Below are 13,800 nucleotides of genomic sequence, written 5' to 3'. Positions count from 1 at the left end.
ATTTTTCCAACTACTTACGGTCGGGAACCCGACACCTCGGACAGCTTGGAATGAGCCCTTTCGGAACGTCCGTCACGCGCACAGCGATCGCACCGCAAGGGCAGCTCGGCCGGCCAGCCCGCCCGCCTTCAATGACCTCATCTCAAACGTGAAGCGGGCCCGGAAATCCCGAGCCCGCCCCGTCGATTAGTAGGATTTGCTGACACAAAATGGAAAGCACCGGCCGGCCGCCACCTCCGCGTCGCGCGCTCCGCCCGCTCAGAACGGGATGTCGTCGTCCATGTCGCTGTTGCGGCCACCGCCGCCAGCGGCCACGGGGCGGCGTGGCGCGCTGCTGATGGGACCGGAGGAGCCGAAATCGCCACCCGGCTCGTCGCCGAAGCTGCCGCCGCCGCCTCCGCCGCCACGGCCGTCAAGCATCGTCAGCGTCGAGTTGAAGCCCTGGAGCACGACCTCGGTCGAATACTTCTCGACGCCGCTCTGGTCGGTCCATTTGCGGGTCTGGAGGGCGCCCTCGATGTAAACCTTTGCGCCCTTCTTCAAATATTGCTCGGCGACCTTGCAGAGCCCCTCATTGAAGATCACGACGCGATGCCACTCGGTCTTCTCCTTGCGCTCGCCGGTATTCTTGTCGCGCCAGGTCTCGGAGGTGGCGATGCTCAAATTCGCGATCGGCCGCCCGTCCTGGGTGCGGCGGATTTCCGGATCCTTGCCGAGATTTCCAACCAGAATGACCTTGTTGACGCTTCCCGCCATCGCCGCTCTCCACTCCGAATGCCACTGAATCTGAAAGGCCGCATCTGAAAGGCCGCGCACTGCCCGCGCTCATCTGCGCCCTGCTGAGGCGACCTATACGCTTGCCGGGACCGCTCAGCCCGCCACCGCCAAAGGTTATCCCCACATATAGCATCGACGCCGGATTTGTTCCAGATTTGTTCCTGCAGCCCTGGGCGCAAAATGTGAGGGCAGGTCCCTTCTAAACGGCGGCGCGATGGCCGCGAGGAATGGAACCAAATCGGGTTCCCGTGAACGGCAAAAACCACTTAACATTCATTAAGTTGAGCGCGACCCGATTGGACCGGACTGTTGCGCGCCGGGCACGGACTCTGCCGCCGCACGCGGCTATCGTTGCCTCGATTTGATGCAGATGGGCCTCGCGCCTGAATTGTCCCGCCTCGGGGAACGCAAGAGGCGGTTACAAATGGGGAGATTGCAATGAAGAAAATCCTGATCGGCCTTGCTGGCGCATTTGTGCTGTCCCTTTCGGCTCCGGCCGGTGCTGCCGACCTCGCAGCCCGACCCTATACAAAGGCGCCGGTCGCGCCCCCCGCTCCGATCTACACCTGGACCGGATTCTACGTCGGTGTGCAGGGCGGCGGCGCCTGGGGTCGCAGCAACGAGACCTTCTTTGGCGCTCCGAATACGGCGATCTTCGCTGGAACCCAGAATTATGACACCACCGGCGGGTTCGTCGGCGGTGTGTTCGGCTACAACTGGCAGTCGGGTCCGGTCGTGTTCGGCATTGAGGGCGACTACCATTGGGCTGACATTCACGGGCGTTCGGCAGAGATCAATGCCGGCCTCGGCGACACCTACTTTACGCGAATCCGTGGCTTCGGCGATATCAAGGGCCGGCTGGGCTATTCGACCGGCCCCGCCCTCTTGTTCGTCAGCGGTGGTGCCGCGGTCGGCGACATGCAACACCGCTATGACGGCGTGCCTGGAAACGTCTTCGTCCAGAACAACACCCGCTGGGGTTGGACGGTCGGCGCCGGCGCGGAATACATGTTCGCTCCGAACTGGTCGGCCAAGGTCGAATACAACTACATCGACTTCGGCCGCAGCACGATCCAGTACTCTGCCGTCGCCACCAATCGCTCCGAGTGGACCGACACGGTCCATACGGTCAAGGCCGGCGTGAACTATCACTTCAATTGGGGCGGAGGGGGCACCACGCGATATTGATATCTCACTGATATCGTTAAGATCCAAGGCCGGCCTCGCGCCGGCCTTTTTGTTGGTGCCTCGCCGAATGTAGCAGCCACGCTCGCTTTTAGGCGACCGTGTGGCTTTTGAGAGACACAACTTGCAGCTTTGGTGGTGTAAGCACGGCGTCAGTTGGGCCGAATGAGTCCGCTCCCCTTCCGGCCACGGAAGGCAACAACAGAAACTGGGACTGGGTAAATTGAAAATGAAGAAGGTTTTGTTGGCTTCGGCCTGTTTGTTCGCTCTGGCGGCCCCCGCTTCGGCTGCTGATCTCGCGGCTCGCCCCTACACCAAGGCGCCCGTCGCTCCGGTTGCGGCCGTCTACAACTGGACCGGTTTCTATCTCGGTATCGTTGGTGGCGGCGCCTGGGAAGCCTCGTCGGGCGACCCGAAGATGCAGGGTGGCTTCGTCGGCGGCACTGCCGGCTACAACTGGCAGACCGGCAACGTCGTGTTCGGCGTCGAGGCCGATGGCTCCTGGGCTGACGTCAGCGCCTCCGTGACCGGCGCCACCGTCGTTCCCGGCTTCGGTGTTTAGACTGCGACCGCGAGCTCCAAGACCGATGCGATGGGCACCGTGCGCGGCCGCCTCGGCTGGGCCGTCAACAACGTGCTGTTCTACGGCACCGGTGGTTACGCCTGGATCGACAACAAGATCACCCTCTCCGCCCTCGGCGTGTCCGTGTCGGATAGCAAGTTCCACTCGGGCTGGACCGTCGGTGCGGGCGTCGAAGCGTTCTTCGCGCCGAACTGGACGGTCAAGGGCGAGTATCTCTATCGCAGCCTCGGCGGCGAGACCTACTTCTCGGGCGCTCTCCCCACCGGCACGCTCAACTTCCACACCGTGCAGGTCGGCGTGAACTATCACTTCGGCGGCCCGATCGTCGCGAAGTACTAAGCTTCAACGCTATCAGCGTTGCGAAAGGCCGGCCTCGCGCCGGCCTTTTTGTTTTTGCGACACGCTCCGGCGCAGCCCCGCGTCCTCCTGCTGCCAAGTGCCGCCAGCGCGCCAACATTCCGTTGACGATTCGCAACTCCCTCTGGAAATCCGTCTCCGTTCTTCCTACGTTCGCTGCCATACCCATCGGCGCCGATCCCGGTTCCGGGCGCAGCGCGCCTCTTTTTTCCAGGCGCGGTCGCGCACCCATGGGCTTCCTTGAGGGCAACTCGGATGGATGAAGTGATCAAGGCGAAGCGCCAACAACAGAACGCGGGTTCACACCTGCGCGCAATTACGATCCGTGGCGCGCGCGAGCACAACCTCAAGAACATCGACGTCGAGATTCCCCGCGACAAGCTGGTGGTGTTCACCGGCCTGTCAGGCTCCGGCAAATCCTCGCTCGCCTTCGACACGATCTACGCCGAGGGCCAGCGCCGCTACGTCGAGTCGCTCTCGGCCTATGCGCGCCAGTTCCTGGAGATGATGCAGAAGCCGGACGTCGACCAGATCGACGGCCTGTCGCCGGCGATCTCGATCGAGCAGAAGACGACCTCGAAGAACCCGCGCTCGACCGTCGGCACCGTCACCGAGATCTACGATTACATGCGCCTGCTCTGGGCTCGAGTCGGTGTGCCCTATTCACCGGCCACCGGCCTGCCGATCGAAAGCCAGACTGTCTCGCAGATGGTCGACCGCGTGCTGGCGCTGCCCGAGGGCACCCGCCTGTATCTGCTCGCGCCTGTCGTGCGCGGCCGCAAGGGTGAATACCGCAAGGAGCTCGCCGAATGGCTCAAGAAGGGTTTTCAGCGCGTCAAGATCGACGGCACCTTCTATGAGCTGGCGGAAGCGCCTGTTCTCGACAAGAAATTCCCGCACGACATCGACGTTGTCGTCGACCGCATCGTGGTGCGCGCCGACATCGGCCAGCGCCTCGCCGAGAGTTTTGAGACCGCGCTGAAGCTCGCCGAAGGCCTTGCCGTCGTCGAGTTCGCCGACGCGCCGGCGGCAGCCCCCACCGAGGAGAAGAAGAAGACCGCAAAAATCCACGACAAGAGCGGACCCGAGCGCATCCTGTTCTCGGAAAAGTTCGCCTGCCCGGTCTCCGGCTTCACGATTCCAGAGGTCGAGCCGCGCCTGTTCTCCTTCAACAATCCCTATGGCGCCTGTCCCGCCTGCGGCGGCCTCGGCGTCGAGCAGCATGTCGACGAAGATCTCGTCATCCCCGACAAGGAGCTCGCCATCGGCAAGGGCGCGATCGCGCCCTGGGCCAAGTCGTCCTCACCCTATTACGTGCAGACGCTGACCGCGCTCGGCAAGCACTACAAGTTCACGCTGACCACCAAGTGGAAGGATTTGCCGAAGAAGACGCAGAACGCGATCCTCCATGGCTCCGGCGATGACGAGATCAAGTTCTCCTACGAGGACGGGGTGCGCTCCTACGACACCAAGAAGCCGTTCGAGGGTGTCATCACCAACATCAACCGGCGCTATCGCGAGACCGAAAGCGAGTGGGCCCGCGAGGAGCTGGCGAAATACTTCCACGACGTGCCTTGCGAGGCGTGCCGCGGCTTCCGGCTCAAGCCCGAGGCGCTCTGCGTCAAGATCGGCGGCAAGCACATCGGCGAGATTTCGGAGCTGTCGGTCAAGAAGGCCGGCGAGTGGTTCGAGACCGTGCCCGATGCGCTGAACGCGCAGCAGAACGAGATCGCTGGGCGCATCCTGAAGGAGATCCGCGAGCGCCTCACCTTCCTGCTCGACGTCGGCCTCAACTACCTCACGCTGTCCCGCTCCTCCGGCACGCTGTCCGGCGGCGAGAGCCAGCGCATCCGCCTCGCCTCGCAGATCGGCTCGGGCCTGACGGGCGTGCTCTACGTGCTCGACGAGCCCTCGATCGGCCTGCACCAGCGCGACAATGCCCGCCTGCTCGACACGCTGAAGCGGCTGCGCGACCTCGGCAACACCGTGGTAGTGGTCGAGCATGACGAGGACGCGATCCGTTTGGCGGATTATGTGCTCGACATCGGCCCCGGCGCCGGCATGCATGGCGGCCACATCGTCGCCGAAGGCACGCCCGCCGAGATCATGCGCAACCCGAAATCGCTCACCGGCAAGTACCTGACCGGCGAGCTCGAGGTCGAGGTGCCGGAGCGGCGCCCGCCGAACCATCGCCGCACCATCAAGGTGGTGAACGCGCGCGGCAATAACCTCAAGAACGTCACCGCCGAGATTCCGCTCGGCCTGTTCACCTGCGTCACCGGCGTCTCCGGCGGCGGCAAGTCGACGCTCTTGATCGACACGCTCTACCGCGCCATCGCCCGCAAGCTGAACAATGCGAGCGAGGGCGCAGCGCCGCACGATCGGATCGAGGGCCTCGAGCACATCGACAAGATCATCGACATCGACCAGTCGCCGATCGGCCGCACCCCGCGCTCCAATCCTGCGACCTACACCGGTGCCTTCACGCCGATCCGCGAATGGTTCGCCGGCTTGCCGGAGGCGAAAGCGCGCGGCTACGAGCCCGGCCGCTTCTCCTTCAACGTCAAGGGCGGCCGCTGCGAGGCCTGCCAAGGGGACGGCGTCATCAAGATCGAGATGCACTTCCTGCCCGACGTCTACGTCACCTGTGACGTCTGCAAGGGCAAGCGCTACAACCGCGAGACGCTGGAGGTGCTGTTCAAGGGCAAGAGCATTGCCGACGTGCTCGACATGACCGTCGAGGAAGCCGCCGAGTTCTTCAAGGCGGTGCCGCGCGTGCGCGAAACCTTCCAGACCCTGCACCGCGTCGGGCTCGATTACATCCATGTCGGCCAGCAGGCGACGACGCTCTCGGGCGGCGAAGCCCAGCGCGTCAAGCTGGCCAAGGAATTGTCGAAGCGCGCCACCGGCCGCACGCTCTACATCCTGGACGAGCCCACCACCGGCCTGCACTTCCACGACGTCAAGAAGCTCTTGGAAGTGCTGCACGAGCTGGTCGCGCAGGGCAACACGGTGGTCGTCATCGAGCACAATCTCGAAGTCATCAAGACCGCCGACTGGGTCATCGACCTCGGCCCCGAAGGCGGCGACGGCGGCGGCGAGATCGTCGCCTGGGGCCCGCCGGAGGACATCGCCAAGGCGCCGCGGAGCTATACGGGCAAGTTCCTGGAGCCGGTGCTGAAGAAGGCGCGGAAGCCGAAGCGAAGGAGCACGAGCGAGGCCGCGGAGTGAAGGCTGGTAGGACCAGAATCCGTTTCGTCTTAGTATTGCCGATCCGGGGGTGTGATGGCATGATGTCGCAGGGCCGGTCAGGAGCAGCCTATGAGTGCCAGAACGCAAGTCACGCTCGATCCCGAAACTCGGCGGCGAGCACAAGCGAAGGCCGCTGAGCAAAAGTTATCTTTCGCCGAATATCTGAGGCGGCTTGTCGTCACCGATTTGGGCGAAGTGGAAAGGAAGCTGGATATCTCTACGGTTTTCGATCTTGTAGACGACGGGGAAGAAACGGACGTCGCGAGTCATAAAGACGAAATGATCGCAGAAGCGATTTTGGATGTGCATTCCTCTAAACGAGGACGCAAGACAACCAAGCTCAAGCTAAAGTCTCGTCGCCGTTGAGTGTCTTTGTAGACACTTCTGTTTGGTTTGCAGCGGTCGCAAAACGTGACCGAAACAACGCCGTGGCCAAGGCTATCCTTCAAAGCTTTCCCGATCCGGTGATGACCGATCATGTTCTTGCCGAGACTTGGCTCTTGCTCAGAAGCCGATTCAATCGGAATGTGGCCGAGACGTTCTGGGATCGTATTCGCAACAGCGCTGTACGCCTCGAACCTGTCGTTGCCGCCGACTTAGAGGCGGCTTGGGCAATCGGAACTTCGTTTCGAGATCAGGATTTTTCACTGGTAGACCGAACAAGCTTCGCCGTAATGGAGCGACTTGGGATTACCCGCGCAGCGAGTTTCGACGAGGATTTCTCGATATACCGTTATGGTCGCGCCCGCGACAGGGCATTTGAGATCGTTCGATCTAGTCATAGCGCAGCCTACGAAATGCTCGCAGAAGCGATATTGAAGCGCTTACCTGTATCTCTGAACTACAATGGCGTTCGACGTGAGGTGTGTCCCTACATCCTCGGGCATACCAACGGACAAGAAAGAGCATTGGTCTTTCAGTTTGGCGGCTCAAGCCGATCTAAGTTGCCGGCCGGCGGTGAGTGGCGCTGCCTCACGGTTGCACAAGTCAGCGATGTCGAAGTCTGTGAAGGAGAATGGCGCGGCGGCAGCTATCACCGCACGGTACAACGCTGCGTCGATAAAGTTTATCTGGACGTCAATGAGGCGGTGCCAAATCAACCCGGCCGTCGACTGAACTATGACTAGAGCTTGGAGCCGCGCAGCGAATCCGGCTGCCGTTGGCTCGAGATCTCTGTCCTACGCCCTCGCCATCTTCGATCTCGACGGCACACTGGCCGACAGCTTCCCCTGGTTCCTGCGCACCATCAACGACATCGCCGATCGTTTTGGCTTTCGCCGCGTCGCCGATGAGGACATCGAGGGACTGCGGCATGCCTCGACGCGCGAGATCCTCACCCGGCTCGAAGTCCCCTCGTGGAAGCTGCCGGCGATCGCGCGGCATGCACGGCGGCTGAAGGCGGAGGCAGCAGCTGAGATTTCGCTGTTCGGGGGCGTCGAGGCGATGCTGCGGACGCTGGCGGACAACGGCGTGCAGCTGGCGCTGGTGACGTCCGACAGCGAGGCCAATGCGCGCGAGAAGCTGGGGGACTCCGCGGCGCTGTTTTCGTATTTCGACTGCGCAGCGTCGATCTTCGGCAAGCCCACGAAATTCCGCCGGGTCGTGCGGCGCGCGGGCGTGGACCCTGCCCAGGTGATTGCGATCGGCGACGAGGTGCGCGACATCGAGGCGGCGCGAGCTGTCGGCATTGCCTGCGGCGCGGTGTGCTGGGGATATGCGGCCCCACTCGCGCTACGGGCGCTGGAGCCGGATCATATGTTCGAGCGGATGGATGAGATTACGGATGTCGTGTGCCGAATTCGTAGGGTGGGTTAGCGCAGCGCAACCCACCACTTCTGGCGCCGCGGAAGCCAAAGGGTTACGCTGCGCTAAGCCACCCTACGCAATCCCCTACTCAGTCCTCCTCAAGAAGGCCCCGAACGCCCTTGGGCCGTCGCCGGTCTTGATCTCGCCGATCACCTTCAGCTCGGCCGCATCGATGATGCTGAGCGTGTTGCTCTCCCAGCAGGCGACGATGACGCGCTTGCCGTCGGCGGTGGCGTTGATGCCCTCGGGATAGTCGCCGACATTGATGCGCTTGACCGGCTTCAGGCTCGCAACATCGAACACGCTGATGGTGCCGCCATATTGGTCGGTGACGAAGCCGCGCCCTAGCGTCAGCGCCACCGCATAAGGGCGCATGCCCACCGGCACGCGGCCGATCTCGCGACCCTCCGCAAGATCGATCACCGAGACGTCGTCAGAGCCGACATTGGCTGTGTAGGCGCGCTTGCCCTCGGCATCGATGGTGACGCCGAATGGGCGGGTGCCGACCTTGATGGTCGCCTTGCGCTGGCGCGTCGTGGTGTTCACCACCGAAACGCTGTCGTCATCGCGGTCCGCCGAGAGCAGCAGTCTGCCGTCAGGCGTCACCGCCAGTCCCGACGGCGAGGCGCCGACCGCGATGCTGGCCGTGACGCTGCGTGAGGCCGTATCGATCACCCGCACCGCCGCCGCGTACCAGTCCGCGACATAGACCGTGTTGCCATCAGGCGCGACCGCAATGCCGAGCGGCCCGCCGCCGACCTCGATCCGCTCCACCACCCGCCGCATTGCGGCGTCCACCACCGTCACCGCCTTGGCGTCGGGGCTCGTCACATAGGCAAAGCGCCCGTCGGCGCTGACGGCGATGCCGGCCGGCTTGCCACCGATCGGGATGGTCGCGACGCTGCGCAGGTTGCCGAGATCGACGACCATCAGATCGTCGCTGAGCTGATTGGTGACGAACGCCTCCTCGGCAGCTGCGCTGCCGGGGTCCGCATGGCAAAGGCCGGCGGCGAGCGCCGCCAAGACCAGCGCCCGCAAGCCCAGTGCCCGCACGATCAGCTTCCGCTCTCGATCTTCTTCTTCAGCGCCTCGAGCCCGGTCTTGTAGAGCCCGCTCACCGCTTTCACCGCGGCCTCGTCGCTCAGCTCCGGCGGCGGATCGTTGTTGGGATAGCCGCGATAGAATGCGCCGGCCCATTCCAGCTTCGCCTTGCCGTCCGGCGCTGGCGACACCGTCAGCGTCGAGGAATAATTGGTCACCGGCAGCACCTTCACGTCGACCTTGGTGATCCGGTACGAATAGCTCATCATGTCGGGCTCGTATTTGTAGAGCTCCTCGTCGACGGTCGCTCCGCCCGTCAGCGTCAATTGGCGCGTCGCACCGATCTCATTGCCCTTCTCGCCCGTGGTCTTGGTGACTGGCGGAAGCCAGCTCATGTCCTGGAAATTGCGGATCGCCGCCCACACCTTCTCCTGCGGTGCGTTGATCTCGATGGATTCCCGTACCTTCTGCCGGGTCGGTCCGTGAGCCCAGGCTGGTGAAAAAGCCGGCGCGAAAGCCACCGTCAAAGCCGCCGCCCCTGCCACAGTCAGCACTGCAGCCACGGCCGTGCGCCGTCCGATCGTCACCCTCATCTCGTTTCCTCATGCATCCCGTTGATCGCGCGACTTTGGGCGCGCTCCGATCATCCTAGCGTATTTTAGGGCCGAGGGGAGACCGGTTCATGGCGCCCTTGCGGCGAAGCTCGTCGCAACCCACAAGCTCTTGCGCGGCCCGGCGGGCGAAACACCCACGGGAGGGTCAATCGCCTCCGGCCGAAATAATTCTCTTTATCAGAATTTCGGATTATCGTATACGACACCCATCCCGTCCCGGCCGAGGGGCGCATCGCGATCGTCACGACACGCGGGATGGGACGTGGTGGACGCTGGCTGCGCCGGCGCGACAGTGGTTTGCAGGGCGGGTCACTCCGTGAGCAAGCCTATCGCGCACACGACCGGAGCAGCCTGCGTACGGCAAAATCGTGTGGTCCTGGCGCCCGGGGTCTGTGCGCCAAGCCTTGCGGCGGATGTGGCGGCCCGACCGGGCGCGCGCATCAGCCATCCGCAAGGCGACGGGGGCAATAGTGCATCGCTCCCCGAGGAGAGCACGACATAAGCCGTAAACCCACTGCGCAGGGAAGGCCGGATGTTTGGCTTCACCTGTATGCCGCTGTGCAGCTTTTTCAGGCACGCGCTTCGCACAGTGGACCGCGGGTGCCAGCCGGCACCCGGCCTTCCCTGCGCCCTCGGCATTCTCGGGGGCGAATGTAGTGGCAAAGCTCGGGCGGAAATACGCTGCGAGGTAGCGAAGGCGTGTCTGTGCTTCAAGCGCTGGTTGAAAGAGCAAGCATTCGGCCACACTCCGTCGTTGCGAGCGCGTGTCGACTACTGCCCCAGCGTCGCCTCCACGAATCCGCGCGGGTCATTGCAGAATTCGCGCATCACCCGGTAATGATCCGTCTCCTCCACCGTCACGGGCTCGAGACCGTATTTTGTCAGCCGCAGCAGCCGCGCGTTGGGATAGGCCATCAGCATCGGCGAATGGGTCGCCATGATGACCTGGCAATTCCGGGAGGAATCCATGCGGTGCAGCAGCTTCAAGAACTCCATCTGGCGCGCCGGCGACAGCGCCGATTCCGGTTCGTCGAAGATGAAGATGCCCTGCTTCTGACATCGCTCCTGGAAGAAGCGCAGAAAGCCCTCGCCATGGGAGTAGGACAGAAAATCCGGCGGCATGTCCGAAACTTCGTCGAGATATCTTGCGACGGAGAAGAACGTCTCGGCGCGGAAGAACCAGCCGTTGGTGATCTTCGGCACCCAGCCGGCGCGAAGCGCCGCCGACAGTTCGCCCCCCATGATCTCGCGCGCATTGGAATGATCGACCGCGCGATAGCCCTTGCCGCCGCCGGCGTCGTCATAACCGGCGAGCGCTGCAATGCCTTCCAAAATGGTCGATTTGCCCGTGCCGTTCTCGCCGACGATGATGGTGATCGCGGTGTCGAAGCTCAGATCGAACTCTTCGCGGAAGATCGGAAGACAGTACGGATAGGTTTCCCAGTCCGGCACCAGCGCGCGATCGATCCAGACGCGCCGAAGATAGGGAGCAGGCAGCCTGATGTTGCGCTGTCGCCCTCGCATGCTCACCACTCCCTGCCCTATCCGAGAACGCCTTGTCATGGGAACGTATCAGGAACATTCATCCTGAGGAAGTGGTTTCAGCGACCAAAGACAAGCCCAGGCTGCAATCTAATCCCAAACCTCCAGCACCAGCTCCATGGTCATCAGCACCGGGTTGTCGCCGCGGACCAGGCGCCCCTCGGCGATACCGCCGGTGTAGTCGATCAGAGCGACGTCGAGCGCCGCTTCCAGCGCGCCGGCGGCATCTGGCGCAATCGTCCCGGCTGTGATCGCAAGCTCAGTCGCGAACGGCTCGGTGACCCCGCCATGGGTGAAGCGGGCACCGATGGTCGAGCCGACGCCGCCATGGATCTTCGCGCGCGCGATGCCGCACGCACGGCAGAACGCTTCGAGCGCGCCGGCAAAATCCTGGTTGGGCCGCAGCCGCAGCGCGAAGGCGCGGCTCGTCGTGCGCGCGCCGCTGCGCGCGGCCGCGACCGGCCCAAACAGCTTGAAATTGGTCTCGGGATCGGGCTCGGCGATGAACGTCGCACCGTCAATGCCGAAAGCGTCGACCTCGAACGGTTCGGCGACGACAGTCTCGTCCGGCATCATGTGGCCGCCGCCAGCCTTGCCGTCCGTCTCCGTCCACAGCCCATGGCAATGAAAGAACGGCGCCCCGTCGCGCGTGCCGAGTGTCATGCTGCCGAGCTTCGTGCGGGTCACGCCGCTGGGCCGGTACGTGTCGCTGTAGAACGCGGCGTTCTCGCCGGTCTTCGACAGCGCCGGCATGACATAGGCGAACGGCCCAAGCGCGCCGCGCCGGAAATTCAGCACGCCGCCGGCAAAACCCGCTGCGGCAAAGCCGCGTCGCGCGGCATCGAGCAGCGGCACGCCTGCCTCAAGCGTGAACGAGAAGGCGCGTCCCCTCGCCTCCACCCATTGGATGCGTTCTGCGATCGGCGCGCCCGGCTGCCTGATACTCCGCATCGCCTGCGCTCAGCCTGCCTTCGTCTTGTCGAGATCGAGCAGGCCGCGCGCCTCGAGCTCGTCGCGCACCATGCGCTTCGGCACCTTGCCATAGCCGGATTTCGGCAAAGCCTCCCAGAAAAAGAAGCGTTTCGGCATCTTATAGCGCGGCACTTTGGGACCGAGGAACGCCGCCATCTCGGCCTCGCTCACCGCGGCCGCACCTTCGCGCGGAACGCAGACGGCGATGCCGACCTCGCCCCAGGTCGCATCGGGCACGCCGAGCACGGCGACCTCGCCGATCGCGGGATGGGTCAGGATCTTCTCCTCGATCTCGCGCGGATAGATGTTGGAGCCGCCGGAGATGTACATGTCGGAGGCGCGCCCCGTGATGTAGACGAAGCCCTCCTCGTCCATGTGGCCGAGATCGCCGGTGCGGAACCAGCCATTGCGGAATGCCTTCGCATTGGCTTCGGGATTGTCGTAATAGCCGGCGAGCACGGCCGGTCCGATCACGCAGATCTCGCCGCTCTGATTGGCCGCGAGCTCGCGCCCCTCGTCGTCCTGGATCGAGACCTGCATGCCGGTGCGCTCGAAGCCGCAGGTGCCGATCTTCGCATGCGGACCATCCTCGGGGTCGTGCAGCGCCGCCGGAAGCACGGTGATGTTGCCGGTGACCTCGCCGAGGCCGAAATACTGCACGATGACCTTGCCGAGCTTCTTCAGTGCGGTCTTCTGATCCTCGCGATACATCGGCGCGCCCGCATAGATCACGTGGCGCAGCGAGGAGTGGTCATACTTGTCGACGGCGGGATGCTCGACCATCATCTTGAGGATCGTCGGCACGGTGAAGAGATTGGCGACCCGATGCTTCTCGATCAGGCGGAACGCCTCGTTGATGTCGAACTTTTCGGTCGGCAACAAGACGGTGCACACACCGCGCGCGGTCTGCACCAGCTGATGCACGCCGGCGCCATGCGACAGCGGGGCCACCACCAGCGAGGCGTCGTTCTCCGTGACGCCGGGCGTCAGATCGGCGAGATGGTTGGTGACGACAAAGCCCATCTGGCCATGGGTCAGCACCGCGGCCTTGGAGCGTCCGGTGGTGCCCGAGGTGAAGAAGAACCAGCAGGGATCGTCATGCTCGACGGCAACGTTCTCGACCACCGCTCCGGCGCGCGAGGTGATGGCCTCCGCAACCGAGGTCTCGCCGAACGCGCCCTTGCCGTCGACGCTCCAGGTGAACTCCAGCGCGCCGCCGTTCACGGCCGCCGCGTGCTCGGGGAAATCGACGTGACACAGAAACGCCTTCGCACCGGACGCTTGGGCGAGATAGGTCACCTCATCCGGCATCAAGCGAAAATTGGTGGGGACCCAGACCGCGCCGAGCCGGAAGGCGGCGAACATCGAGAAGAACATCTCGTCGCCATTCTTGGAATGGACCAGGATGCGGTCGCCCTTGGCGATGCCCCGCGCGGCAAGCGCCGCCGCCAGCGCGGAGACCCGCGTATCGATCTCGCGCCAGGTCCAGGATTTGTCTCCCCAGACGAAACCGGGACGCGCGCCATGCCGCCGCGCATTCTGGGTCAGCATGTGGGCGAGATTCATGACGCGGCGGGACATGCGCAGGGGCTGCATGGGGATTCCTCTTCAGCGGCGGACGGCACGCGAGCCGCCCGCTCATTGCGGCTCATTTATCGCCATCGCCCGCGC

At 63.8% G+C, this 13,800-nt stretch carries 11 protein-coding genes and 1 pseudogene; 6 read left to right on the top strand and 6 right to left on the bottom strand.

The window, feature by feature from the left end; translation table 11 throughout:
* Positions 1-258: 258 nt before the first annotated feature.
* Positions 259-756 carry a single-stranded DNA-binding protein gene (locus tag P6U31_RS18265; RefSeq protein WP_128925846.1) on the bottom strand — a complete coding sequence of 166 codons (498 nt, stop codon included), beginning with the start codon at positions 754-756 and terminating at the stop codon, positions 259-261.
* Positions 757-1,215: 459 nt separating this feature from the next.
* Here P6U31_RS18265 and P6U31_RS18260 point away from each other — a divergent pair, with 459 nt between their 5' ends.
* From P6U31_RS18260 to P6U31_RS18235, 6 genes and pseudogenes are all read left to right on the top strand, one after another.
* Complete coding sequence (locus P6U31_RS18260; RefSeq protein WP_407189756.1) at positions 1,216-1,965, top strand: outer membrane protein; 750 nt, start codon at positions 1,216-1,218, stop codon at positions 1,963-1,965.
* A 226-nt stretch (positions 1,966-2,191) separates the two neighbouring features.
* Positions 2,192-2,884: pseudogene (locus P6U31_RS18255) on the top strand (outer membrane protein).
* Between the two features lie 273 nt (positions 2,885-3,157).
* A complete protein-coding gene (gene uvrA / locus P6U31_RS18250) occupies positions 3,158-6,133 on the top strand; it encodes an excinuclease ABC subunit UvrA (RefSeq protein WP_407189755.1) in 2,976 nt (991 codons plus the stop codon).
* Between the two features lie 90 nt (positions 6,134-6,223).
* Positions 6,224-6,520, top strand: coding sequence for a hypothetical protein (locus P6U31_RS18245; protein ID WP_407189754.1), 297 nt, complete (start codon positions 6,224-6,226; stop codon positions 6,518-6,520).
* Positions 6,521-6,582: 62 nt separating this feature from the next.
* Entirely contained in the window at positions 6,583-7,281 is a 699-nt protein-coding gene (locus P6U31_RS18240; protein WP_407189753.1) for a type II toxin-antitoxin system VapC family toxin, read from the top strand.
* Positions 7,282-7,327: 46 nt separating this feature from the next.
* Entirely contained in the window at positions 7,328-7,969 is a 642-nt protein-coding gene (locus tag P6U31_RS18235; protein WP_407189878.1) for an HAD family hydrolase, read from the top strand.
* Between the two features lie 75 nt (positions 7,970-8,044).
* Here P6U31_RS18235 and P6U31_RS18230 read toward each other — a convergent pair whose 3' ends face one another.
* The 5 genes from P6U31_RS18230 to P6U31_RS18210 all read right to left on the bottom strand — a co-directional run bounded on the left by P6U31_RS18230 (position 8,045) and on the right by P6U31_RS18210 (position 13,725).
* Positions 8,045-8,998 (bottom strand): cytochrome D1 domain-containing protein, encoded by a 954-nt coding sequence (locus P6U31_RS18230; protein ID WP_407189877.1) that lies wholly within the window; start codon positions 8,996-8,998, stop codon positions 8,045-8,047.
* Between the two features lie 17 nt (positions 8,999-9,015).
* Positions 9,016-9,594: an SRPBCC family protein gene (locus P6U31_RS18225; protein WP_407189752.1), complete on the bottom strand. Its 579-nt coding sequence runs from the start codon at positions 9,592-9,594 to the stop codon at positions 9,016-9,018.
* Between the two features lie 792 nt (positions 9,595-10,386).
* Positions 10,387-11,139: an AAA family ATPase gene (locus P6U31_RS18220; protein WP_407189751.1), complete on the bottom strand. Its 753-nt coding sequence runs from the start codon at positions 11,137-11,139 to the stop codon at positions 10,387-10,389.
* A gap of 108 nt (positions 11,140-11,247) precedes the next feature.
* Entirely contained in the window at positions 11,248-12,108 is an 861-nt protein-coding gene (locus P6U31_RS18215) for a PCC domain-containing protein (RefSeq protein WP_407189750.1), read from the bottom strand.
* A 9-nt stretch (positions 12,109-12,117) separates the two neighbouring features.
* Positions 12,118-13,725, bottom strand: a complete 1,608-nt coding sequence (locus tag P6U31_RS18210) for an acyl-CoA synthetase (RefSeq protein ID WP_407189749.1) — start codon at positions 13,723-13,725, stop codon at positions 12,118-12,120.
* Between the last annotated feature and the right edge of the window lie 75 nt (positions 13,726-13,800).

It is taken from the genome of Bradyrhizobium centrosematis, from assembly GCF_045571495.1.
Lineage (GTDB): Bacteria > Pseudomonadota > Alphaproteobacteria > Rhizobiales > Xanthobacteraceae > Bradyrhizobium > Bradyrhizobium centrosematis.
The sequence above is the reverse complement of the archived record's forward strand: the minus strand, read 5'-3'. Positions and strand labels throughout refer to the sequence as shown.

Excerpts from the sequence above, each read along its gene's own strand:
- P6U31_RS18265 (WP_128925846.1), bottom strand. The coding sequence starts at position 756 with ATGGCGGGAAGCGTCAACAAGGTCATTCTGGTTGGAAATCTCGGCAAG.
- P6U31_RS18260 (WP_407189756.1), top strand. The coding sequence starts at position 1,216 with ATGAAGAAAATCCTGATCGGCCTTGCTGGCGCATTTGTGCTGTCCCTT.
- uvrA (WP_407189755.1), top strand. The coding sequence starts at position 3,158 with ATGGATGAAGTGATCAAGGCGAAGCGCCAACAACAGAACGCGGGTTCA.
- P6U31_RS18245 (WP_407189754.1), top strand. The coding sequence starts at position 6,224 with ATGAGTGCCAGAACGCAAGTCACGCTCGATCCCGAAACTCGGCGGCGA.
- P6U31_RS18225 (WP_407189752.1), bottom strand. The coding sequence starts at position 9,594 with ATGAGGGTGACGATCGGACGGCGCACGGCCGTGGCTGCAGTGCTGACT.
- P6U31_RS18220 (WP_407189751.1), bottom strand. The coding sequence starts at position 11,139 with ATGCGAGGGCGACAGCGCAACATCAGGCTGCCTGCTCCCTATCTTCGG.
- P6U31_RS18215 (WP_407189750.1), bottom strand. The coding sequence starts at position 12,108 with ATGCGGAGTATCAGGCAGCCGGGCGCGCCGATCGCAGAACGCATCCAA.
- P6U31_RS18210 (WP_407189749.1), bottom strand. The coding sequence starts at position 13,725 with ATGCAGCCCCTGCGCATGTCCCGCCGCGTCATGAATCTCGCCCACATG.